The organism is Pseudomonas sp. NPDC087185 (assembly GCF_044744955.1).
Taxonomy (GTDB): domain Bacteria; phylum Pseudomonadota; class Gammaproteobacteria; order Pseudomonadales; family Pseudomonadaceae; genus Aquipseudomonas.
This window is the reverse complement of sequence record NZ_JBIUZK010000002.1, coordinates 922859-943235: the sequence shown is the minus strand read 5'-3', so window position 1 is coordinate 943235 and position 20377 is coordinate 922859. Positions and strand designations below refer to the sequence as shown.

Here is a 20377-nt window from a genome sequence, read left to right as displayed (position 1 = left end):
TCGTTTTCTTGGAGCGCCCCCATGTCCACTTCCCTTCGCAATCCATTTCTCCGCGGCTTTCAGGATCTGAGCTACGAACGCGTGGTGCAGATCAGCTACGCCGACGATTGCCCACCCTGCTACCGATCTCTTCACCCTGCCCTAAATGACCTGCCGGATGACGGCATCAATTTCCAGCCTTGCCTGTTCGATGATGACTTCGCGGTGATCACCGACGGCGAAAGCGTGCCCGAGTTTGTCCGCATGCCATGTCCTGCCGACGGTACCGTCAGCCAGGTGCTGTATCAGGTCACTGGGCTACATCATGGCAAGCGGCAACACGTCAGCGATCTTCCCAGTGAGGAAGCTGCACAGGACTTGATTGACCAGCTGTCCTTCGCAACCGGGCACTACAGCCGCAGTTGGGAAATCAGCAGTGCACACCTGCCGGCAGAAGAGTTCGAGTACCTGCAGGTGTGCGCCTGGTGTCGTTCACCGTCGGGCTTCTTCGAATGCTTCGTGCTGACTAGCAACAACGCGGTGGGCTGCAAGCTGTACTCGACGCCCTGGCTCAGAAACATTGCCGCGGGCGGCAGCTACTGCTGCATTGAGGAGGTGACTGCACGTCTGCGCGCGGATCATGTGCCACCGGTGCTGCTGCGCCTGCTCTTGCTGGCCGGTGAAGCAGACACCCGTTTGCTGATCTTCGACCCTGATGCGCGGCCGCTGCCCGAACTGCCGTTGTTCACCGAAGATTGACCTCAAGGCGCCCTCCGGGCGCCTTTTTTATGGTTGCGCCAGCGTAATTCGGGCGGCGAGATTCGATTTTTCAGTGGCGGCGCACTCTGGCTTTTCGACAAGGTGTCGGCATCTTTTGTCGAGACCTGGTCATGCATACCCCCACCTTCTTCACGCTCGGACTGACGCTCACGTTGCTGGGCTGCAGCACCCCGCCACCGGCGCCCACCCCGGCGCCACCTGCACCGGCCCCGACCGCAGTGGCCAAGCCAAAATCCCCGGTACCCGCCTGGGTCCGCCAGGACCGCTACACCTTGGTCAGCACCCGGCCAACGCTGGAGCAGCGCCAACCGCTGTATCAGTTGGTCAACGTCCAGATCGCCCCCGCGCTGCACGCGACGGTCGGTGAAGCACTGCGCCACATGCTGCAGCACTCGGGCTACTCCCTCTGTCCCGACAGCGCTGCCGTGGCGCAGTTATTCCATCGCCTCTTGCCCGCCGTCCATCACGATCTCGGACCGGTCTCGCTGCTGGATGCCTTGACCGTCATCGGTGGCCCCGCTTGGCGACTGGACATTGATCCGATCGAGCGGAGCGTGTGCTACGCCCTGCGCCAGCCAACACCCGAACCACCGTTTTCGACACTGGAGACAGCACCATGAAGGTTCACCATTTTCAGGCCTTGGTGATCGGCGCCCTGTGCCTAGGTGCTGGCGTCCTCGCGGCTGAAAGCTACAACCAGCATCAGCAACTGTCAGAACTGCAGACTGCTGCACGGAATGCGCCGGCTGACCCTGGCCCGTCACTGCGTCGCGACATCGGTGAATTGCGCACCACACTCGCCACGCTTTCGCCACAAGTCGCGGCCCTGGAAGACGCACAACACCAGCAGACCACTGCGCAGGCAACGCTCGGCCAGCAACTCGACGAACTGGCGGCTTCCGTCATGGTCCTGCAAGCGGTACCGCCAGGACCGAGCAGCGCCGATCTGACCGCCCTGACGCAACGCGTGGAAGCGGCAGAAATAATACTCCAGAAACTGTCGACCGCCCCTAAAGTGCCGGCCGCCGCTTCGTCCCCAACGTCCCCCATCAGCGATCAATCAAAAGCCAAGGCGCCGCAGCCGCCCTTCACCCTGCGGGGGATCGAGACGCGCGGCACCGTCAGGTTCGTCACCGCGTTGCCTGCCGGCACCCATGCACTGTCCACCGTGCACCTGCTCCAGCCCGGTGACAGCTTGAACGGCTGGCAACTGCGGGCGATTCGCAAGGGCCAGGCCGTGTTCCACGTCCCAGGCCATGGCGACCGCACCCTGCCCATCCCGTGAGGAGGTGAACGTGCCTAGGTTTTCCGCTGTTGCGCTTATCCTGCTGCCGGCTTACGTGTTCGCCGATCAGGGCTCGAGCGTCCCCAAGCATGCCGACGCTCAGGTGCAGTTCAGCGAGCAGTCGCCGCTGGTGCGGCAGGAGTCCGCATCTGACCAAGCCGAGGCCTGGGGCCTGACAGATGACGAGTGGACCACCTTTGAGCACCTGCAGACCGGCCCCCGCCATTACTGGTCGCCGCAACTTGACCCACTCACCACCCTGGGTGTCGAGGCCAACTCGGATCAGGAGCGGCAGCGCTACGCCGAACTGCAGGTCCGTCTGGAAGCCAGGCGTGCCGAGCGCGAATTGGCCTATCAGAAAGCCTACTCCGCTGCCTGGGCGCGGCTGTTTCCGGGCCTGCAACCGGTGCAGGGCATGAGCGACGATGCCGGCCCCTCGAGCAGCAGCCGCACGGCGCTGTTCGTGGAAGATCATTGCGCCGCCTGCGTGACCAGTCTGCAGCAATGGCTACAGGCCGGTGCGCATCTGGATGTATACCTCGTCGGCAGCCAAGGCAACGATGCGCGACTGCGCCAATGGGCCAAGGGCGCTGGCATCACCGCTGGCCAGGTCAGCGGCGGCCAGGTCACCTTGAACCATGACCGCGGCCGCTGGTTTGCCCTGGGCGCCAGCCGGCCCCTGCCAGCCCGCTATCAGCAGGTGGACGGAAAATGGCAGCGCATCGATTGATTCTCGCCCTGGCGATGGTTGGCGCCACCGCCGCTCACGCAGGTATTATACCGCCGCCGGCGTATCAATTGGCGGCCGCGCGCGCCGGTATCCCCGCCTCGGTGCTGTTCGCCATTGCCTTGCAGGAAAGTGGCACGCCGCTGCGCGGGCAGCTCATGCCTTGGCCCTGGACCTTGAATGTTGCGGGTTCACCGCTGCGTTTTGCCCGTCGCGAGGAAGCGTGTGTTGCGCTGAGGGAGGCGCTCAGCCATCACGATCCCAAGCGCATTGATGTCGGGCTGGGACAAACCAACCTGGGTTATCACCCGGACCGCTACCCCAGCGCCTGCGATGCCCTCGATCCCCGCACCAATCTCGCGGTCACCGCCGAGCTGTTGCGCGCGCACTACGCCGAAACCGGCGACTGGGTTGTCGCCGCCGGCCGCTATCACCGGCCCGCCGGCGGTCCCCCAGCGGCACGCTATCGCCGTCAATTCACTCGTCACTGGCAAGGCGTCCAATCCGTCGCGTCGGTCCCCGGACGGACACAGCCATGAGCTGTTTGCGCTTGATGGCCCTGGCCCTCTGCCCTTGGCTGTCGTTTGCCGCGAGCGCTGAGTCCAGCAATCTACCTGCCTCCACCACGCTGAATTGGGTGCTGCCGGTGCACAGCGCTCGACTCTCCCCTGGCGCCGTGCCGCCCAGGACGTTGAGGCTGCCGGGCATGATACCGCTCTTCCTGGTTGGGCAGGACGCCGTTTCCCTGGAGTGGCTGTCGCGGCACGCCCAGGCGCTGCAAGATTTGGGCGCCAACGGATTAGCGGTCGAGGTAGACGATGTGCAGTCTCTGCGTCGCATCCAGACGGCAGCTCCCGGACTGAACATCTGGCCAGTCAGTGGTGACGACATAGCCGAGCGGTTGGAGCTGGACCACTATCCAGTGCTGATCACGCCCACCGGCCTGGAACAGTGAGGACACTCCATGGGCGAACATGCGATGGAATCCCTGCTGCGCCCAGCGGTGGAACTGTACACCGTGGGTATCTGCGCCGGCGCCGGTGCGCTGTGCCTGCATTCGCCCTGGGCCGTGGCACTGTCGCCAGAGGTAGGGACTGGCATGGCACTGGCCTACACCGCGTTCGGCCTGAAGCGACTCAACGAGGCGCGGATCGTCCTGCGCTACCGGCGCAATATCCGCCGCCTGCCGCGCTATTCGCTGACCAGCCGGCAGATTCCGGTGAGCGGCAAGCGGCTGTTCATGGGCCGCGGCTTTCGCTGGACCCGCCTGCACACGCAGCGCCTGCTCGAAGCTCAGGACCCGACGCTGGCCCGCTATGTCAGCCAGTCGGCTGCCCACCAGTGGGCGCGACGGATGGAACAGCTGCTGGAGAAGGCACCGCCGGGGCTATCGCTGCTACCTCGGCTGACTGCCTGGGACAGCCCGTTCAACCCTGTACGTCCGCTGCCACCGGTGGGTGGCTCGCCATTGCTGCATGGGGTCGAACCGAAGGAACAGGAAGCCAGCCTGCCGCTCGGCGAACGGGTCGGACATACCCTGGTGCTGGGCACCACACGGGTGGGCAAGACGCGCCTGGCCGAGGTGTATATCACCCAGGACATCCATCGACCGAGCCGGGAAGTGGTCATCGTCTTCGACCCCAAGGGCGATGCAGACTTGCTCAAGCGCATGTACGTTGAGGCCCGTCGCGCCGGCCGTGAGCACGAGTTCTATGTGTTTCACCTGGGCTGGCCGGAGATCTCCGCACGCTATAACGCCATCGGCCGCTTTGGTCGTATTTCGGAAGTCGCTACTCGGATCGCCGGCCAGTTGAGTGGCGAGGGCAACTCGGCGGCCTTCCGCGAGTTCGCCTGGCGCTTCGTCAACATTATCGCACGAGCGCTGATAGAACTTGGCCGCCGCCCGGACTACCTTCAGATCCAAAGGCACGTAGTGAACATCGACGCGCTATTCATCGAGTATGCCCAGCACTTCTTCGCCCGCCACGATCCACAGGCTTGGGAAGCGATCGTGCAGATCGAAGGCCGCTTGAACGAGAAGAACATTCCGCGGCACATGGTTGGCCGGGAAAAGCGCGTGGTTGCCATCGAGCAGTACCTGACCGCCAAGCGCATCTTCGATCCCGTCATGGATGGCCTGCGCTCGGCCGTGCGCTACGACCGCACCTACTTCGACAAGATCGTCGCTTCACTACTGCCACTGCTGGAAAAGCTCACCAGCGGCAAGACCGCACAACTGCTGGCCCCAAACTACTCTGACCTGGACGACCCGCGGCCAATCTTCGACTGGCTGCAGGTCATCCGCAAACGCGGCATTGTCTACGTCGGCCTGGATGCATTGTCGGATGCGGAAGTGGCCGCCGCCGTCGGTAACTCGATGTTCGCCGACCTGGTCTCCGTTGCAGGCCACATCTACAAGCACGGCATCGATCACGGCCTGCCAGGCTCCTCCAGCGCAGCAGACAAGGTGCCGATCAACCTGCACGCCGACGAGTTCAACGAGTTGATGGGCGATGAGTTTATCCCGCTGATCAACAAGGGCGGCGGTGCCGGTATCCAGGTTACCGCCTACACCCAGACCTTGAGCGACATCGAGGCGCGCATCGGCAACCGGGCCAAGGCCGGCCAGGTCATCGGCAACTTCAACACCCTGCAGATGCTACGTGTGCGTGAAACCGCGACCGCTGAAATGCTGACCAACCAGCTACCCAAGGTCAACGTGCTGACACGCACCTTGGTCTCCGGGGCGACGGACACCGCCGATCCGGATGCCCGTACCGACTTCACCTCGTCCTCGCAGGATCGCGTCACCACCACTGCAGTACCGCTGATCGAACCGGCGCACATCATCGCCTTGCCCAAAGGGCAGATGTTCTCGTTCCAGGAAGGCGGCCAACTGTGGAAGGTCCGAATGCCACTACCGAAGCCGGCCAGCGATGATGCGATGCCAGAGGACCTGCAGACCTTGGCCGCGCGCATGCGTGAGTCCTACAACGCCAACGCGGGGAGTTGGTGGAGTAGCGCGGGAGGTGCCCCCACGGCTGATTTCGATCCCGAGATGCCTCTACCAGCGCGCAGGCACGCGCCGTAAGCGAGCGAATACTGTGGAGCCCCCATGCCGACCACTCCAGCCAGCCAACCTCCTGTGCAAAGACGTCCGGGGCTGATATTCGGCACGCTTGAGCTTTGCCTGCAGTTGCTCGGCTTGCTGTTCGCTTCGCTGATCTTCTCTATCGTTCTGGAGTTCGTGGGCATGCTGTGGTTCTGGCCCGACCAGGGCTGGCATCACAGCCATGCCATGTGGCTCAGTGAACTGGGATGGCTCAGCGATCACTTCAAAAACTCGCTGCTCGTGGAGGAGCCCGCGCAAGCCACCGCTAAAGTACTTCAGCACCTGAACGAATGGGTCGTGGTTCGCTCTGGCTGGGCACATTCAGACACTCAGCTGAAGCTCTTAAGTCAAGAAATGTCAGTGCAGGGCCAGTTTGCTCAAGCGTACGTTGTGATGCAGGACTACCTATTGGCTGCCCTGTTCACTGTTTTTACCTTCGTGGTACGCCTGGCCGTCCTTACCCTGGCCATGCCCCTCTTCCTATTAGCGGTAATCACCGGCGCTGTCGATGGATTGATGCGCCGAGACCTTCGCAAATTCAGCGCCGATCGCGAGAGCAGCTTTGTATACCACCGAGCGAAACGGACATTGTTGCCATTAATGGTGAGCCCCTGGGTGATCTACCTCTCCTTCCCCACCTCAGTGAATCCCATTTGGGTGCTAGTGCCATGCGCTGCATTGCTTGGATGGATGGTGGCAATAACGGCTACAACCTTCAAAAAATACCTTTGACTGTCTGCTATCGACCCGAAACGGTCCCTACATGCCCTGGGGTTAGTGCGGTGTTCGGATGTGTTCGCCTCGACATCTTCAGCGCCTATGAGATCGAGCGCCGCCCGCGCGGCGCTCGATCTCATAGGCGCTGAAGATGTCATGGCGAACGTCCGCAATGGGTCGATAGCTGCCGTTCTCGGGTGGCTGCCATCGACCCCATGCAGACATTTAGATGTCCGGGCCGATACCGACGCTAGCGCCTTTGAGGGATGAGTTTCGATAGTTGATAACAGCCCTACATTTGATAGGGAAGTTGACCGAGTTGGCAATGAAACACTCGTGGTGAGCATCGTCATGCAAGCGCATTGCAAGATCTCTATCTGATTGACTACTAATGATGATCTGAGGTCTTAGCTCTGCTTCCTTGAAATGGCCCTTGCGCTGGCCATCGCCTTCGATCATACGGGCCACCGGGTGGTCGACGTATTCCAGCACGCACACGTTGTTAACGGCGCACAGATGAAGATACCAGAGCTTGTGGCAGGCCGAGATCGATGCCAGCAACATGTCTTCAGGGTTCCAGCATTCTGGATTACCACGAAAAGCAGGGTCGGCGGAACCAGGGATAGGCGCTTTCCCTGACGACTCGACAGTGAAGTCTCTCTGGTAAGCCGTATAGCTGGCAGTACCCTCACCGGTGTTGCCTATCCAATTGATTGTGACAGCATAATTGTGTTCTCTCATCGTCACTCCTGTGTTGAAAGATGCCCAGAAGATGATCCGCTCTTCTCGCGTTAGCACTGTAATCTTGCGCGCTCAGTGTGGCTCCCAACCAGCTTCACTTGTTTGCATTGATGCATGCGTTGGTTGTGCGAAAGCAATGAGCTAGGCCGGCGAGGTAGCCTTATGGCTGGCTTGACACTGCTTGCTGGAGTGTTTTGATGTGAAGAAGCTAACCAACTCCCGAATCAGCCCTTTGCCTTGAATTTCAGCTATGGGTCGATTGCGGGCATTCGAGAACCGATGCAACCGACCCATTGTAGACATTGCTAAACCACCAAAGCGCGTGTTGAAAAAGCAACAAGTGGTGCCAGACACACAAGGAAGGCTTCTGTTCACCCCAGTACTGCGGCGAATGCGTCAGGCGCTCCTCCTCCTCCTCCTCCTCCTCCAGAGCACCAAGGGCCGCGGACACAGGCGCGATGCAAGTGGAGCTGCCCTTTTCAGACTGAAGCATCTCGGCTCTGCTAGCGACCGCGCTCCCGATTCGTTAAAACCGAACCCTCTACATTCCCTTTAGCGCATGCCAACGCCAACCTTACTGGTCATGGTGAAGACCAGTTACTCAGCTGGATTTCGCCATGATGCTTTCCCCCTACCCCTTACTCATAACCTGCTTAGTTGCCCTCACGACCGCCGCACAGGATGGGCGTGAGCACTCGGATCTTGGCCTGGTGCAGCGGCAGCTCGATGCCATCGAGCTCTTGGCTGATCGAGCCCGTAGCAGCGCTACCGCCACTGATCGAGTTCGTTACCGCTTCGACTACCCCAGGTTGACTGCAGACTTGGAGCGCGTGCGGCACGGCATCAACAACTATCTGTCCCCCTCACGCGCGCAGCCGGCCGATCTGGTCGAGCTGACCGGTGATTACCGGGCTGAAATACCTGACTCGAGCCCTTCCCATGAGCATGACTGATGCCCAACTGAGCGCGTTCTCTGCCGTGGCCGGGTTTAACCCGCAGCTTAGCTCGGTGCTTTGGCGTTCATCGGTACTAGTGCTCGCATTGCTCTGGTGCACCTGGGCCCTGTGGACCGGTTACCGCGGCTGGGCGGCCGGCAACCTCAATTTCGGCGCGCTAGGCGGTAGCACGCTGCGGCTGGCCCTCGCCCTGATCGTGCTCATGTTTTTCATGCTGTCGTAACCCGGAGATCTTGACATGAAACTCTCCCGCCACTTCATTCGCCCGTTTCTCCTGCTGGGGAATACCTGTTCCAAAGCCCTGTTCGGCGGTCTAGTTTTGCTGAGTTCGACGTTCGCCATGGCCGACCTACCGACTATGGAAGCGCCCTCTCGCGGCGAGGGTTCGGGGCTGATCGATACCATCAAGAACTACGCCTACGACGGCGGCATCCTGCTCGGCCTGTTGATCGCCACCCTCGCCTTCCTCGGCGTGGCCTGGCATTCGCTCACGGTCTACGCAGACGTGCAGAACCAGCGCAAGACCTGGAAGGACCTTGGCGCCGTGGTCGGCGTCGGCGCGCTGCTGGTGGTGGTGATCCTGTGGTTCCTCACCAAAGCCGCGACGATTCTGTGAGGTCCTCATGTCCGACGTCCCTGCCACGCGGCCTGACGGCACACTGACCTTCCTCCCGGAACGCCTCAACCGTGACCCGGCCGTCCTGCGCGGCCTCACCAACGACGAGATGTGGGTCGCCCTGATCGTCGGTGCCGCGCTGGGCATGATCCTTGGTGCACCGCTGGCGGTGGCCACCGCCTCCATCGCGACTTTACCCACCTGCATGTTCTTGTGCATGGCGTTGGTGTTGCTCGGCGGCGGCAAGCTGCTGCGCCGGGCCAAGCGTGCCCGCCCCGAAACCTGGTTGTACCGGCGGCTGCAGTGGCATCTGGCAGTGCACTGGCGCATCGGTACCCACCAGCTGATCCTGCATTCGGGGCCGTGGACCGTGCGCCGGACTCGCCGGCATAGGAGGGCCAATCCATGAGCCGCTTTCGCAACAAGGTGGATGCGCAGCAGGCGCACATTTTTAGCCTGCGTCTTGCCGTGGCAATCCTGGCGCTGCTGTGCTGCGGTCTCTGGTACGGCTGGCAGGCCGCGCCCTCCGAACTCACCATTCACGTACCGCCTGATCTGCGCTCCGGCAGCACGCGCAAGTGGTGGGATGTGCCCCCCGAGAACATCTACGCCTTTGCCCTGTACATCTTCGGCCAGCTCAACCGTTGGCCCACCGATGGTGAGGTCGACTACCACCACGCCATCTTTGCTCTGCAGCCCTACCTGACGCCCGCGTGCAAGACGTTTTTCGACGGCGACTTTGAATATCGCAAGGCCGCCGGCGAACTGCGTGGCCGAGTGCGCGGGGTATACGAGGTGCTCGGCCGCGGCTACAGCGACGACCCCGACCTGCGGGTGAAGCAGCTGGATAAGCACAGCTGGCTGGTCAAGCTCGACCTCAACGCCGACGAGTACTACGCCGCCGAGCCAGTGAAACGCGTGGTGGTGCGCTATCCGCTGCGGGTGGTGCGCTTCGACGTCGACCCCGAGCGCAACAAATGGGGCCTAGCCCTGGACTGCTACGAAGGCACACCGCAGAAGCTGACCCTGCCGGGAGGTGCGTGATGATGCGTGTCTTGATCCTGATTCTGGTGATGGCCAGCGGCTGGTGTTCAGCGGTCGGCGCCGTCGAGGTCAAATACTGGGACCGCCTGCCCTTGGCCGTTCCGCTCACGGTGGGCCAGGAGCGGGTCTTGATGCTGGACGAGGACGTTCGCGTCGGACTGCCCAGTGCGATCGCCAGCAAGCTTCGCGTGCAGTCGGTCGGAGGGACGGTGTACCTGCGCGCCGCGGAAGCGCTGCCCCCTACCCGGCTGCAGCTGCAGTCGGTGAAGTCGGGCGACATCATCCTGATCGACATCGAAGCGCTGGACGGCAGCGAGGCGCTGGAGCCGGTCAAGATCGTGGACCAGATTCAGGTGCCGGACGCGGAGACCAAGAAAGATGCAGCACCCGCGGCGACGCCAGTACCGGTCGTGCTCACTCGTTATGCCGCGCAGAACCTGTATGCGCCTTTGCGTACCGTGGCGCCATTGCCTGGTGTGCGGCGTGTGCCGCTGACCGACTCCATCGCGTTCAGCACCTTGCTGCCCACCGAGCGGGTTTCGATCAAGGCGCTTGCTGCGTGGCGGTTGGGCGATTACTGGGTAACGGCGGTAAAGATCGTGAACCGCGGCCCCGGCAAAGTCGCGCTGGATCCCCATCACCTGCAGGCCACGCTGTACGCCGCAACGTTCCAGCACCCCGACCTTGGCCTCGCCGGCACGCCTGAAGACACTACCGTGGTCTACCTCGTCACCCGCGGAAGCGACCTTAAGCACGCGCTGCTGTTGCCTCCACCAAAACCGGAGGCTGCCGATCATGAAAGCTAACAGCCTGCTGAAGTGGTTAGTACCCGGGGTTCTGCTGGGCATCGTGCTGATCATCGGCAAATCTTGGGTGATCACGCCGGACGGCCAGCCCGCGCACGATCCGGACAAAACCACGCTCAGCGCGGAACAGGCCAAGGCCTTGGGCATCGCGGGCGACACCCCGCGCGACACCGTGGCCACGCTTATTGGCCAGGTCAAGGCGATGCGCAGTGAGATGCAGACACTGAAGAAAGGCAACGATGCCCTGCAAACCGAGAACAACCGGCTACGCTCGCGCGAAGGCAATATCGACACGCGCATCCAGAGCTCCTTAAGCAGCGTCACCCAGCAGGTCACCGAGCAGCGCCAGCAAGCCAACGATGCCCGGCAGAAGGCCGAACAGCAGCACCGCGAAACACAGGGTCTGCTGTCCAGGCTCAAGGACCAGCTCACCAACAAGCCGGCCGCGAAGTCGGATCTCCCCGCAGGGTTTGGCCTTGAGCCCGGCGACGAGCAACAGTTTTCGGGTGCGCAATCAGCGCCTGATGCAGTGCAGTGGATCGAGCCGTCAAATGCGCGCGTCGGCCAGGATGACGCCAGCAAAGCTGACGGTCCGCTGTCATCGCTGACGTCGACGTTCAAGGACCTGCACGGCCTGGACAACAACGCCATCGACCGTGGCCAGGACCGTTTGCGTGCCGTCGCCAAAGGCGAGCATGACTTGGAGAACGCTCAGAACCGCGCTGAGGGCGCCAAGCCCGTTTACACCCTCCCTGAAAACTCGACGCTGATGGGATCGATCGCCATGACCGCGCTGATTGGCCGGGTCCCGGTGGACGGCACCGTGAACGACCCTTATCCGTTCAAGGTGCTGGTGGGCCCGGACAACCTCACCGCCAACGGCATCGACCTGCCGGACGTGGTCGGCGCGGTCATGAGCGGCACCGCCGCCGGCGACTGGACGTTGTCCTGCGTGCGCGGCCAGGTCGAGTCGATCACCTTTGTATTCAGCGACGGTACCGTCCGCACGGTGCCACAGCCGCAGAAGGTCGTCAGCCGCAATCGCAGCAGCGCCCAGACCTCGGACACCGAGAAGATCCGTGGCGGCCTGGGCTACATCTCCGATCCCTACGGCATTCCCTGCATCTCCGGGGAGCGCCGCTCCAACGCCCAGCAGTACCTGGGCAGCCAGAGCCTGATCACGGCGGCCGGCGCCGGCTTCGCCGCAGCCCTGGGCAGCGAGCAGACCAACACCTCGTTCATCAACTCGGCCGGCGGCAGCCTGGGCTTGACCCAGAACAGCGGCAACAGTGCGCTGAACTCAGTTATCAGCGGTGGCATTGGCGATATCCGTGAGTGGATCAACAAGCTCTATGGCGAAGCCTTTGCCGCCATCTACGTGCCGCCCGGGGCCAAGGTGGCCTTGCACCTGGATCACGAGATCAGCATCGACTACGAGCCGAAAGGCCGGAGAGTGAACCATGAAAGCCCATCCGTTTCGGTACTGGACCTGGATTAGTCTGCTGCTCGCCCTGCACCTGAGCGGCTGCTCCACCAGCAAGGAGGAAATGCTGCCCCATGGCGATCAAACCATGTTGGACATCTGGAACGGCGGTGGCTCAGTGGGCTCCCAGCAGCAGTTGCAGGAAGCGCGTGGCGAACTGCGCCGTCCAGTACTCGACCCTGAGCGCCTGATAGGCGACCAAAGCGCTTACACGCGCACGGCCGCCAACGAGATCCGCGCCCAGTTCCCGCGCCTGCCCAATCCGGACCTGGTCATGTACGTGTACCCGCACCTGGCCGGTACCCAGCAGACACCGGTACCTGGCTACTCGACGGTATTTCCGCTGTACGAGAAGGTCCAGTACGCGCTGCCCGGCGAACGTCTGGACGATCTGTGATGGCAGATGACTCGAGTCGCGACCAACCACACTGGATTCCCTGGCGCGCGGCGCAGCGCCGGCGCGCGACGCTTGCCGACGAGGCCGCCCAGTATGCGCACAATCCCAGCTTTGCCGATCACCTGCCCTGGGTCGAATACCTCGAGGACGAGCAGTGCTTTCTGCTCGACGACAACCGCTCGGTGGGCGCAGCGTTCGAGCTGCAGCCGATCGGGACCGAGGGCCGTGAGCCTGAGTGGTTGATGGCGGCCCGCGACGCCCTGGAAGATGCGCTGCAGGACAGCTTCGACGAACTGGACCAGGCGCCCTGGGTGGTGCAGTTTTTCTGCCAGGACGACAGTGACTTTGCCCCGTACCTTGATCGCCTGGAGCGCTATATCGCGCCGAGGGCTCGCGGCACACCATTTACCCGGGCCTTCCTCGCTTCGATGCAACGTCACCTCGACGCCATTGCTAAACCGGGTGGGCTGTTCGACGACCATGTCGTGTCCCACCTGCCTTGGCGCGGCAGCAATCGACGGATTCGACTGGTGGTCTACCGCTGGCTCGGGGAGCAGGCCGATGATGATGGGCAGAGCCCGACTCAGCTGCTGAGCCGCACGTGCGACCGCCTGGTGGCCTCGCTGCAGGCTTGCGGGGTCTGCCCTCGCCGGTTGACCGGACGCGACTTCTACGCCTGGTTGCTGCCCTGGTTCAACCCGTCCCCTGCCTTAACCGACGAATCTCCCGCAGCGTTCTATCGACGCGTGCCCTATCCGGAGACGGACGACGGCGAGGACTTGTCGCTGCCGTTCGACCACGATTTCGCCGAGCGGCTGTTTTTCCAGGAACCGCGCTCCGATAGCGAACAGGGCTTCTGGTACTTCGATCAACAGCCTCATACGGTGATGGTGGTCGACAAGCTGCGCAGGCCGCCGCATATCGGCCAGCTGACCGGGGAAACGCGCAAAGGCGAGGCGTTGAACGCCTTGTTCGATCAATTACCCGAGCAGGCGGTGATGAGCCTGACCCTCGTGATCACGCCCCAGGATGTGCTCGAGGAGCAACTCAACCGCCTGGCACGTAAAGCCATCGGCGAGAACCTCGCCTCAACCCAAACCCGCCAAGACGTGGAAGAAGCCCGAGCGCTGATCGGGCGCCAGCACAAGCTGTACCGCGGCACCTTGGCGTTGTATCTGCGTGGAACCGATGAACAGCAGCTGCGCCAGCGCTCGACTCAGGCCGCCAACGTACTGCTCGGCGCTGGCCTGCAGCCGGTGCGCGAGGGCGATGAAGTGGCCGCCTGCAACAGCTACCTGCGCTGGTTGCCGATGGTCTACAACCCGGCACGAGACACGCGCAACTGGTACACCCGCCTGTTGTTCGCCCAGCACGTCGCCAACCTGTTGCCGCTGTGGGGGCGCAGCATCGGCACCGGCAATCCAGGCGTCACCTTCTTCAACCGTGGGGGTGCATCGCTGTCGTTTGACCCGTTGTCACGTTTCGACCGCTCGATGAATGGCCACCTGCTGTTGTTCGGTCCGACCGGCGCCGGCAAATCGGCCACCCTGGTATCGATCCTGATGCAGGTCATGGCCGTGTACCGGCCGAGGCTGTTCATCGTTGAAGCGGGCAACTCCTTTGGCCTGCAGGGCGATTACTTCGCCACGCTCGGCTTGTCCGTCAACAAGGTCCAGCTCAAACCCGGCAGTGGCCTAAGCCTGGCGCCGTTTGCCGATGCCCGTCGGCTGATCGAGCACCCGGATCAGGTGGCCAGCCTGTCGACCGAAGACCTGGATGAAAACGCGCCGGACAGTGATGAGCAGCGCGATGTGCTGGGCGAATTGGAGATCACCGCACGGCTGATGATCACCGGAGGTGAAGCGAAGGAAGAGGCGCGCCTGACCCGCGCGGACCGCAGCCTGATACGCGAGTGCATCCTCGATGCCGCCCAGCATTGCGCAGCCGCCGAGCAACAGGTGCTGACGAGACATGTCCGCGATGCCCTGCGTCAGGTCGCCAGCGACGCCCATTTGCCTGACAAACGCCGGGAGCGTGCCCAGGAGATGGCCGAGTCCATCGACCTGTTCTGCCAAGGCTTTGAGGGCGCCCTGTTTGACCGGCCCGGCACGCCCTGGCCGGAGAGCGATGTGACGATTGTCGATCTCGCCACCTACGCCCGTGAGGGTTACGAGGCGCAGATGTCGATCAGCTACATCAGCCTGATGAACACGGTAAACAACCTCGCCGAGCGCGACCAATACCTCGGGCGGCCGATCATCATGGTTACCGATGAGGGCCACATCATCACCAAGAATCCGCTACTCGCCCCCTTTGTGGTCAAGGGCACAAAGATGTGGCGCAAGCTGGGCGCCTGGTTTTGGCTGGCGACGCAGAACCTGGCCGACTTCCCTGACGCGGCGCAGACCATGCTCAACATGATTGAGTGGTGGATCTGCCTGAACATGCCGCCGGCGGAAATCGAGGAAATTTCTCGCTTCAAGAAACTCACACCGGCGCAGAAGGCGCTGCTGCTCTCCGCGAGCAAGGCCTCGGGCAAGTACACCGAGGGCGTAGTCCTGTCGAAGAACCTGGAAACGCTGTTCCGCGCGGTGCCGCCGAGCCTCTACCTCGCCTTGGCCATGACCGAGCCCGAGGAAAAAGCCCAGCGCTGGCGATTGATGGAAGAGCACCAGCAGTCCGAGCTGGAGGCCGCTCTGCAGGTCGCGGCCGACATCGATCGCCTGCGCGGGCTGTCGTGACCGATACCGCCAGGACTGTTCGCAACCCCTTAGTTCAGCAAAAAATCGACAGGAGCACATTTGTACTCTTTCGCTTATTTGCCTGACCCACTCACCTCAATCAGCCGCCAGACGAAACCGATCTACCCGGACTCAGTTTGTCTCCCCTCCTCCAGCGCCGGATCCGGGATGCTGAAACTTGGCGCATGGATGCACACGGCCGCCACCAGCTGAGCGTTGCCCATGAACGTGACCGTCTCTACCCGCTGCAGATCACCGATGCCCAAGAAGGCTGGCCGAAGTCGTGCGCTCACTGCGGCGGTTCTGCTCATCGCCACCGAGCAGTGCCTGGCACTGACCACCCCGACCATCATCGCCTCCGTCACTTCACTCCAGTGCCTGGAGTACCGGGTCGTCGGGATCTGCTACTGGCTGCTGTGCACGCCGTTCGGCTGCACGGTGCGAACCTCGCCGAAGATCCGGCATTTCATTCCCGAGCTGGTGGTGTCGAGTTATGCCGACACCGGCGCCAACCCCTGGAGCGAGATGTCCGCACTGTCGACACCTACGCCAGCGTCACAAGGGGGGGGCAACCTGATCACGCCTTCGCTGCAGCGCGATAACCTGCCTCGGTTCAAGAATGTCGACGGCATCGGGCACCCCGGCGGGGCTGCCCTGACGGCCTTGGCGCACACGTTCGGCTATGCGTGCCCAAGCGGTGCCGTGCCGTTTGCGCCCTACTACCTCAGTACCCTCGACCCGCTGGCGTGGCGCCAGGCCATTCCCGAATCTGTGTACCCGCAAGCACTGGTTCCGGGCATGCGCGAGATTGGTAACCAGGCACTCGGCGACATGTGGGGTAGCGTCTACCCACGCCACGGTTTTCTGGTGCAGCCCGATGATTTCAAGGCGGCTGCCGTAATGGCCCAGCGCGCCAGTGATTTCATCACCCGCGCTGGCCAGCCGCATGTCTACGTGCAGTTGCAGCCAATGCCCGCTCCCGGCTACTGGCCGCCGCAGCCGGTGATTGAGAACAACGTCAACAACCACCGCTGGCAATTGCTCACGCCGGTGATCCAAAGCACCTGCGCCATCTTCCCCAGCCCTACGATCCAGAGCGCCGACGGCGCCTATGCCTGGTCGCTGTGGCGGCCCTATCGCTGCTGCCAGCGCATGGGCCAGACCTTCCTGTTCAGCATCGATTTTGACGGAGGCCAATGATGAAGACCCTCTCGCTCGGTCTGCTGTGCTTCCTCGTCTATGCCGTGGGCCACGCCGCCGAAAACGGCTACCACCTTGGTGACCAGGCTCCGGTGCTGGACGACCGGGTGATGTACACCATCGGCGGCGGTTCAGCGGCAGGAGCGCCCTCCTCGCTCTACCGACCCAATGGCCTCGGCGTGGGCATGTCTTGGCGCGCCAACATGATGTGCGGAAACATGAACCTCTCAAACACCCTGCAGAACCAGCTCAATGGCGCCACCCAGGGGTTCCAACAGATCATGGGCAACGTCATTCAGAACGCCACGCAGGCGGTGATGTCGCTGCCGGCGATGATCATCCAACGCGCCAATCCCGGGCTGTATGAGCTGCTCAGCAATGGAGTGCTGCAGGGACGGATCGACTTCGACCGCTCCAAGCTCACCTGTCAGGCAATGGCGGCGAAGATGGCCGACAAAGTCGACCAAGCCGGTTGGGGGGCGCTGGCGCAGAACCAGGAGATGCAGCACAACCTCGAGCAGTCCGCCGGTGACGCTGTGACGGCGGTGAAGGACACCGAAGCGAACAACGGCAACAACGGCGTCAGTTGGGTCGGCGGGCAGAAAGCCGGTGGCAACGGCCAGCAACCCATTCGGGTGACGTCGGACGTGGTCAAAGCCGGCTACAACCTGCTGCACAATCGGGCGGTCGAGGACACCTCGGCCCTTGGTTCGGGTTGCCAGAATGGCGCCATCTGCCAAGCCTGGTCGAGTCCCGAGGAGGCCTCCGAGTGGGCGACGCGTGTGCTCGGGGAAACCGAGGTTCAGACCTGCGACGACTGCGAGACGCTGCGGGTAACCGCCGGTACCGGCCTGTCGCCGCTGATCCAGGAAACCTACACGGAAAACCTGGAAGGCTTGCAACGCATGGTTTCAGGCGCCGAGCAGCCAACACCGGAGAACCTGGGCAAGGTCTCCAGCCCGTTGCTGCAGGTCTCCCGTGGTGTCATTGAGGGGCTACGCGACGACCCCGACCAGAACTTGCTAGCCCGACGCCTGGCCAGCGAGACCGCGCTGTCCAGCGTGATCTACAAAGCGATGCTGCTGCAGCGCACGCTGTTTGCCGGCAGCCACGAGCCCAACGTGGCTTCGGCGCAGCCCGCCACCAACGCCCTTAACGGCAACGTGGAAACGCTGGAGCGCGAGATCCGCCTGCTGCAAACCGAGCTACAGGTACGCCAGTCGCTGGCCACCAACACCGCCAGCCTGGTCCTCGATCGTCACGCTGGCGGCGCCGACGCCTCGCGTAGCATCGATCAACGCGATCCGGAGCCGGACCGACTGCGCCGGGCCGAACAGGAGAGGAGCACACCATGATCGCGTTTTCGGTGAAGTCTACGCTCGCGCGTGTGCTGCTGATCCTCGGTGCCATGCTGGGCATTTTGTTGATGGCTTGGATGGCGCTGCACCTGTCCGTGACCCAGCTGAATTGGCTCGAACCAACGCGAGCGACAGCGCCTTACTTCTCGTGCTGGCGTGCGCTCTTGTACACCCTGATGTTCGCCGGTTGGGCCGCAGCGTTGCGCAGACGAACTTCGCCCGCAGATCAGCAACGGCTGAAGCGCCTGGGCTTAATCGGCTTCAGCTCGATCATCCTGGTCGAACTGTCTCGCGTGTGAGGTGCAACCATGAACATGAGCACCAACAGCTACCTCGAGTACTACCTGTCGCTGCTGGCCTGGATCATCAACAACGGCATCTGGAACACATTGGCGGACACCGGGCTGTTCGCCGCTCCGTTCGGTGCAATCATCCTGCAGGAATGGTTGTCGGCCCGCCAACAGGGTGCCGACGAGGGCAACAAGGGGCTGTTGTCGATCCCTCGCGTCGAGAACCGGCTGTGGATGAGCTACGTGGTCATACTGTTTGGCTGCATGCCGTTCTTTCCGCTCAACCTGTCCTCCGAGAGCTTTGACGATGCGGCGAGCCAGCGCTGTGGGGTGTCCATGGCCAAACCAGCGGACACGGCTTGGGGCACGACTTTCACCACCATCGGCGAGAAGTCAGCGAACGTGCCGGTGTGGTGGTTCCTGGTGCATGCCATGAGCAAGGGCATCACCGCCGCCGCGACCGCGTCGATCCCCTGCGCACCCGACATCCGTGCGATGCGCATGGAGATCGACAGCTCGCGGATCAACGACCAGGTACTGCTGCAGGAAGTCGCCGACTTCACCCGAGACTGCTACGGCTTTTCGCGCTCACGGCTGTTCACCAATCGGCCCGATTTGGACGAATCCCAGAGCTACGACGCGTCCTGGATTGGCTCGACCTACCTACTCAACACACCGGGCTACTACGACACCGATCGCTCGCGAATGCCCAGGGTCGATTGGCCATACGACGAGACGAGAGATACCTCTCTGCCCCAGCTCGACAACGGTGCTGGTTATCCCACCTGCAAGCAGTGGTGGAGCGATGGCACCATCGGATTACGCGATCGCTTGGTGGCCCAGGTCGATCCATCGCTGATGTCGCAGTTGCGGGGCTGGCTGACTAAGCGCACCACCACCGAGATCGAAGACGCTACCTTGCGAGAGCTGGTGAGCCCGCGGCAACAGTCATTGAGCATGGCACCCGGGGAAGTGTTCCAGGACTACGGCAGCAGTGCCCGTGGTGGATCACTGACGCAAGGGCTCAACAACCTGGCCACCAACACCGGCCTGGCCCTGGGTTCTTTCAGCAACTTCCCAGCGATGAATGCCTTGCGTGCAGCCCTACCCATGGTTCAGGCCTTCCTGATCATGGGCACCATCATCAGCTTGCCCCTGGTGCTGCTGATCAGCACCTACCAGTTGAAGGCGCTCATGACCATCACGTTCGCGCTGTTCACCCTGCACATGCTGACGTTCTGGTGGGAGCTTGCGCGCTGGATCGATTCGAGCATGCTGGAAACGCTATACAACCAAGTGTCGGTCACAGACCAGGCACTGTTGTCGTTGCCGACGGCCGGATTCATGGACGGGACGGTTACCGCACAGGTGATCGAGTACGTCATGGGCGCAATGTTCATTGTCTTGCCAGCGTTGTTCGTGGGCACCATGAGCTGGACAGGTTATGCCGTGGGTAACGGGATCCAGAGCATGCTGGCAAGTGGCGGCAAGAATGCAACCGACGCTGCAAGCAAAGGCACAGCGCAATTGACGAGTGCCGGCAAGAAATCAATCAGGTGACTTAAAGTCACCTATGTAATGGCCGTTGCTATCATAATCGCCAATATAGAGGTCAGCACCCAGAGAGTCTGGGACTGATTCTTCTCGACTCGCCACAGGTTCGGCGCTCTCCCACCAGCTTCGAACTAGAGCAAATGCCAGACTGGTGACGATCAGCAAAATAAAAGAAAGAGCGACAGCAACAAGACCAAACACACAAAGTAACTTGCTGGCTGCCATAACCAAAAACTTTCTACATGGAGCTTGGGCCGGGCTCTGAGAGCTAACTAACTTGGAGGCCAAATTTCGCCAGGCTGCTCCAAGGCTCGAACCCATACGGCCCGAAAATGAATGAGGACGGACTTGGCTACGCATCTTGTACCTCCCACAGGCAGATAGCCCGTTGGATCCAAGATTCAAGTCTACTCCTTTCCGCCCCACGAACAGCGCCGCTCATCGTTCAGCAGCGGACTGAAACACCGCCATGGAACAATGCGGACACGACGACTGAATCTGCATCTGCCCCACCATTGACCACAACCAACCTGCCTGATATTGAATAAGTGCAATCGCTGGTTATCCAGCATCCCAGGTAGCCATGACCTT

23 protein-coding genes are annotated in these 20377 nt (G+C 62.2%); 21 read left to right on the top strand and 2 right to left on the bottom strand.

Annotated features, from left to right (window positions below; all coding sequences use genetic code 11):
• Positions 1-21: 21 nt before the first annotated feature.
• The 8 genes from ACIPIJ_RS09905 to ACIPIJ_RS09870 all read left to right on the top strand — a co-directional run bounded on the left by ACIPIJ_RS09905 (position 22) and on the right by ACIPIJ_RS09870 (position 6615).
• Entirely contained in the window at positions 22-738 is a 717-nt protein-coding gene (locus ACIPIJ_RS09905; protein WP_401075510.1) for a hypothetical protein, read from the top strand.
• 131 nt (positions 739-869) lie between these two features.
• Positions 870-1379, top strand: coding sequence for a PilL N-terminal domain-containing protein (locus ACIPIJ_RS09900; RefSeq protein WP_401075508.1), 510 nt, complete (start codon positions 870-872; stop codon positions 1377-1379).
• Positions 1376-2044, top strand: a complete 669-nt coding sequence (locus ACIPIJ_RS09895) for a hypothetical protein (RefSeq protein ID WP_401075505.1) — start codon at positions 1376-1378, stop codon at positions 2042-2044. Before ACIPIJ_RS09900 ends, ACIPIJ_RS09895 begins: the two co-directional genes overlap by 4 nt.
• A gap of 40 nt (positions 2045-2084) precedes the next feature.
• Positions 2085-2774 (top strand): TIGR03759 family integrating conjugative element protein, encoded by a 690-nt coding sequence (locus ACIPIJ_RS09890; RefSeq protein WP_401075776.1) that lies wholly within the window; start codon positions 2085-2087, stop codon positions 2772-2774.
• Positions 2756-3310, top strand: a complete 555-nt coding sequence (locus ACIPIJ_RS09885; RefSeq protein ID WP_401075504.1) for a transglycosylase — start codon at positions 2756-2758, stop codon at positions 3308-3310. Before ACIPIJ_RS09890 ends, ACIPIJ_RS09885 begins: the two co-directional genes overlap by 19 nt.
• On the top strand, positions 3307-3726 hold the full coding sequence (locus ACIPIJ_RS09880) for an integrating conjugative element protein (RefSeq protein ID WP_401075502.1): 420 nt from the start codon (positions 3307-3309) through the stop codon (positions 3724-3726). Before ACIPIJ_RS09885 ends, ACIPIJ_RS09880 begins: the two co-directional genes overlap by 4 nt.
• A 9-nt stretch (positions 3727-3735) precedes the next feature.
• The gene (traD, locus tag ACIPIJ_RS09875) at positions 3736-5862 is read left to right on the top strand and encodes a type IV conjugative transfer system coupling protein TraD (protein ID WP_401075499.1); all 2127 of its coding nucleotides are present in this window, start codon (positions 3736-3738) and stop codon (positions 5860-5862) included.
• Positions 5863-5886: 24 nt separating this feature from the next.
• Positions 5887-6615, top strand: a complete 729-nt coding sequence (locus ACIPIJ_RS09870; RefSeq protein WP_401075498.1) for a TIGR03747 family integrating conjugative element membrane protein — start codon at positions 5887-5889, stop codon at positions 6613-6615.
• Positions 6616-6825: 210 nt separating this feature from the next.
• Here ACIPIJ_RS09870 and ACIPIJ_RS09865 read toward each other — a convergent pair whose 3' ends face one another.
• A complete protein-coding gene (locus ACIPIJ_RS09865; RefSeq protein ID WP_401075495.1) occupies positions 6826-7341 on the bottom strand; it encodes an OsmC family protein in 516 nt (171 codons plus the stop codon).
• Between the two features lie 620 nt (positions 7342-7961).
• On the opposite strand from ACIPIJ_RS09865, the gene ACIPIJ_RS09860 reads away from it, so the two are divergent.
• The 13 genes from ACIPIJ_RS09860 (at position 7962) to ACIPIJ_RS09800 (ending at position 19792) form a co-directional block, all read left to right on the top strand.
• Positions 7962-8294, top strand: coding sequence for an RAQPRD family integrative conjugative element protein (locus ACIPIJ_RS09860; protein WP_401075773.1), 333 nt, complete (start codon positions 7962-7964; stop codon positions 8292-8294).
• On the top strand, positions 8281-8520 hold the full coding sequence (locus tag ACIPIJ_RS09855) for a TIGR03758 family integrating conjugative element protein (RefSeq protein WP_401075492.1): 240 nt from the start codon (positions 8281-8283) through the stop codon (positions 8518-8520). The genes ACIPIJ_RS09860 and ACIPIJ_RS09855 overlap by 14 nt, the downstream gene beginning before the upstream one ends.
• A 15-nt stretch (positions 8521-8535) precedes the next feature.
• Positions 8536-8913 carry a TIGR03745 family integrating conjugative element membrane protein gene (locus tag ACIPIJ_RS09850; protein WP_138736114.1) on the top strand — a complete coding sequence of 126 codons (378 nt, stop codon included), beginning with the start codon at positions 8536-8538 and terminating at the stop codon, positions 8911-8913.
• Between the two features lie 7 nt (positions 8914-8920).
• A complete protein-coding gene (locus tag ACIPIJ_RS09845; RefSeq protein WP_401075489.1) occupies positions 8921-9322 on the top strand; it encodes a TIGR03750 family conjugal transfer protein in 402 nt (133 codons plus the stop codon).
• Complete coding sequence (locus tag ACIPIJ_RS09840) at positions 9319-9957, top strand: PFL_4703 family integrating conjugative element protein (RefSeq protein WP_401075487.1); 639 nt, start codon at positions 9319-9321, stop codon at positions 9955-9957. The genes ACIPIJ_RS09845 and ACIPIJ_RS09840 overlap by 4 nt, the downstream gene beginning before the upstream one ends.
• A complete protein-coding gene (locus ACIPIJ_RS09835) occupies positions 9957-10763 on the top strand; it encodes a TIGR03749 family integrating conjugative element protein (protein WP_401075484.1) in 807 nt (268 codons plus the stop codon). Before ACIPIJ_RS09840 ends, ACIPIJ_RS09835 begins: the two co-directional genes overlap by 1 nt.
• Positions 10753-12261, top strand: coding sequence for a TIGR03752 family integrating conjugative element protein (locus tag ACIPIJ_RS09830; RefSeq protein WP_401075481.1), 1509 nt, complete (start codon positions 10753-10755; stop codon positions 12259-12261). Before ACIPIJ_RS09835 ends, ACIPIJ_RS09830 begins: the two co-directional genes overlap by 11 nt.
• Positions 12224-12643 carry a TIGR03751 family conjugal transfer lipoprotein gene (locus ACIPIJ_RS09825; protein WP_401075478.1) on the top strand — a complete coding sequence of 140 codons (420 nt, stop codon included), beginning with the start codon at positions 12224-12226 and terminating at the stop codon, positions 12641-12643. Before ACIPIJ_RS09830 ends, ACIPIJ_RS09825 begins: the two co-directional genes overlap by 38 nt.
• On the top strand, positions 12643-15384 hold the full coding sequence (locus ACIPIJ_RS09820; RefSeq protein WP_401075475.1) for a conjugative transfer ATPase: 2742 nt from the start codon (positions 12643-12645) through the stop codon (positions 15382-15384). Before ACIPIJ_RS09825 ends, ACIPIJ_RS09820 begins: the two co-directional genes overlap by 1 nt.
• Before the next feature lie 222 nt (positions 15385-15606).
• Positions 15607-16584, top strand: a complete 978-nt coding sequence (locus ACIPIJ_RS09815; protein WP_401075472.1) for a TIGR03756 family integrating conjugative element protein — start codon at positions 15607-15609, stop codon at positions 16582-16584.
• A complete protein-coding gene (locus ACIPIJ_RS09810) occupies positions 16584-17939 on the top strand; it encodes an integrating conjugative element protein (RefSeq protein ID WP_401075470.1) in 1356 nt (451 codons plus the stop codon). Before ACIPIJ_RS09815 ends, ACIPIJ_RS09810 begins: the two co-directional genes overlap by 1 nt.
• Entirely contained in the window at positions 17936-18241 is a 306-nt protein-coding gene (locus ACIPIJ_RS09805; protein WP_401075468.1) for a hypothetical protein, read from the top strand. The genes ACIPIJ_RS09810 and ACIPIJ_RS09805 overlap by 4 nt, the downstream gene beginning before the upstream one ends.
• Positions 18242-18250: 9 nt before the next feature.
• The gene (locus ACIPIJ_RS09800) at positions 18251-19792 is read left to right on the top strand and encodes a conjugal transfer protein TraG N-terminal domain-containing protein (RefSeq protein WP_401075465.1); all 1542 of its coding nucleotides are present in this window, start codon (positions 18251-18253) and stop codon (positions 19790-19792) included.
• Here ACIPIJ_RS09800 and ACIPIJ_RS09795 read toward each other — a convergent pair.
• On the bottom strand, positions 19781-20011 hold the full coding sequence (locus ACIPIJ_RS09795; protein ID WP_192907280.1) for a hypothetical protein: 231 nt from the start codon (positions 20009-20011) through the stop codon (positions 19781-19783). The genes ACIPIJ_RS09800 and ACIPIJ_RS09795 overlap by 12 nt on opposite strands.
• Between the last annotated feature and the right edge of the window lie 366 nt (positions 20012-20377).

Excerpts from the sequence above, each read along its gene's own strand:
- ACIPIJ_RS09840 (WP_401075487.1), top strand. The coding sequence starts at position 9,319 with ATGAGCCGCTTTCGCAACAAGGTGGATGCGCAGCAGGCGCACATTTTT.
- ACIPIJ_RS09815 (WP_401075472.1), top strand. The coding sequence starts at position 15,607 with ATGAACGTGACCGTCTCTACCCGCTGCAGATCACCGATGCCCAAGAAG.
- ACIPIJ_RS09900 (WP_401075508.1), top strand. The coding sequence starts at position 870 with ATGCATACCCCCACCTTCTTCACGCTCGGACTGACGCTCACGTTGCTG.
- ACIPIJ_RS09845 (WP_401075489.1), top strand. The coding sequence starts at position 8,921 with ATGTCCGACGTCCCTGCCACGCGGCCTGACGGCACACTGACCTTCCTC.
- ACIPIJ_RS09870 (WP_401075498.1), top strand. The coding sequence starts at position 5,887 with ATGCCGACCACTCCAGCCAGCCAACCTCCTGTGCAAAGACGTCCGGGG.
- ACIPIJ_RS09805 (WP_401075468.1), top strand. The coding sequence starts at position 17,936 with ATGATCGCGTTTTCGGTGAAGTCTACGCTCGCGCGTGTGCTGCTGATC.
- ACIPIJ_RS09835 (WP_401075484.1), top strand. The coding sequence starts at position 9,957 with ATGATGCGTGTCTTGATCCTGATTCTGGTGATGGCCAGCGGCTGGTGT.
- ACIPIJ_RS09905 (WP_401075510.1), top strand. The coding sequence starts at position 22 with ATGTCCACTTCCCTTCGCAATCCATTTCTCCGCGGCTTTCAGGATCTG.
- ACIPIJ_RS09865 (WP_401075495.1), bottom strand. The coding sequence starts at position 7,341 with ATGAGAGAACACAATTATGCTGTCACAATCAATTGGATAGGCAACACC.
- ACIPIJ_RS09810 (WP_401075470.1), top strand. The coding sequence starts at position 16,584 with ATGAAGACCCTCTCGCTCGGTCTGCTGTGCTTCCTCGTCTATGCCGTG.
- ACIPIJ_RS09850 (WP_138736114.1), top strand. The coding sequence starts at position 8,536 with ATGAAACTCTCCCGCCACTTCATTCGCCCGTTTCTCCTGCTGGGGAAT.
- ACIPIJ_RS09895 (WP_401075505.1), top strand. The coding sequence starts at position 1,376 with ATGAAGGTTCACCATTTTCAGGCCTTGGTGATCGGCGCCCTGTGCCTA.
- ACIPIJ_RS09880 (WP_401075502.1), top strand. The coding sequence starts at position 3,307 with ATGAGCTGTTTGCGCTTGATGGCCCTGGCCCTCTGCCCTTGGCTGTCG.
- ACIPIJ_RS09825 (WP_401075478.1), top strand. The coding sequence starts at position 12,224 with ATGAAAGCCCATCCGTTTCGGTACTGGACCTGGATTAGTCTGCTGCTC.
- ACIPIJ_RS09820 (WP_401075475.1), top strand. The coding sequence starts at position 12,643 with ATGGCAGATGACTCGAGTCGCGACCAACCACACTGGATTCCCTGGCGC.
- ACIPIJ_RS09855 (WP_401075492.1), top strand. The coding sequence starts at position 8,281 with ATGAGCATGACTGATGCCCAACTGAGCGCGTTCTCTGCCGTGGCCGGG.
- ACIPIJ_RS09800 (WP_401075465.1), top strand. The coding sequence starts at position 18,251 with ATGAACATGAGCACCAACAGCTACCTCGAGTACTACCTGTCGCTGCTG.
- ACIPIJ_RS09795 (WP_192907280.1), bottom strand. The coding sequence starts at position 20,011 with ATGGCAGCCAGCAAGTTACTTTGTGTGTTTGGTCTTGTTGCTGTCGCT.
- traD (WP_401075499.1), top strand. The coding sequence starts at position 3,736 with ATGGGCGAACATGCGATGGAATCCCTGCTGCGCCCAGCGGTGGAACTG.
- ACIPIJ_RS09830 (WP_401075481.1), top strand. The coding sequence starts at position 10,753 with ATGAAAGCTAACAGCCTGCTGAAGTGGTTAGTACCCGGGGTTCTGCTG.
- ACIPIJ_RS09860 (WP_401075773.1), top strand. The coding sequence starts at position 7,962 with ATGCTTTCCCCCTACCCCTTACTCATAACCTGCTTAGTTGCCCTCACG.
- ACIPIJ_RS09885 (WP_401075504.1), top strand. The coding sequence starts at position 2,756 with ATGGCAGCGCATCGATTGATTCTCGCCCTGGCGATGGTTGGCGCCACC.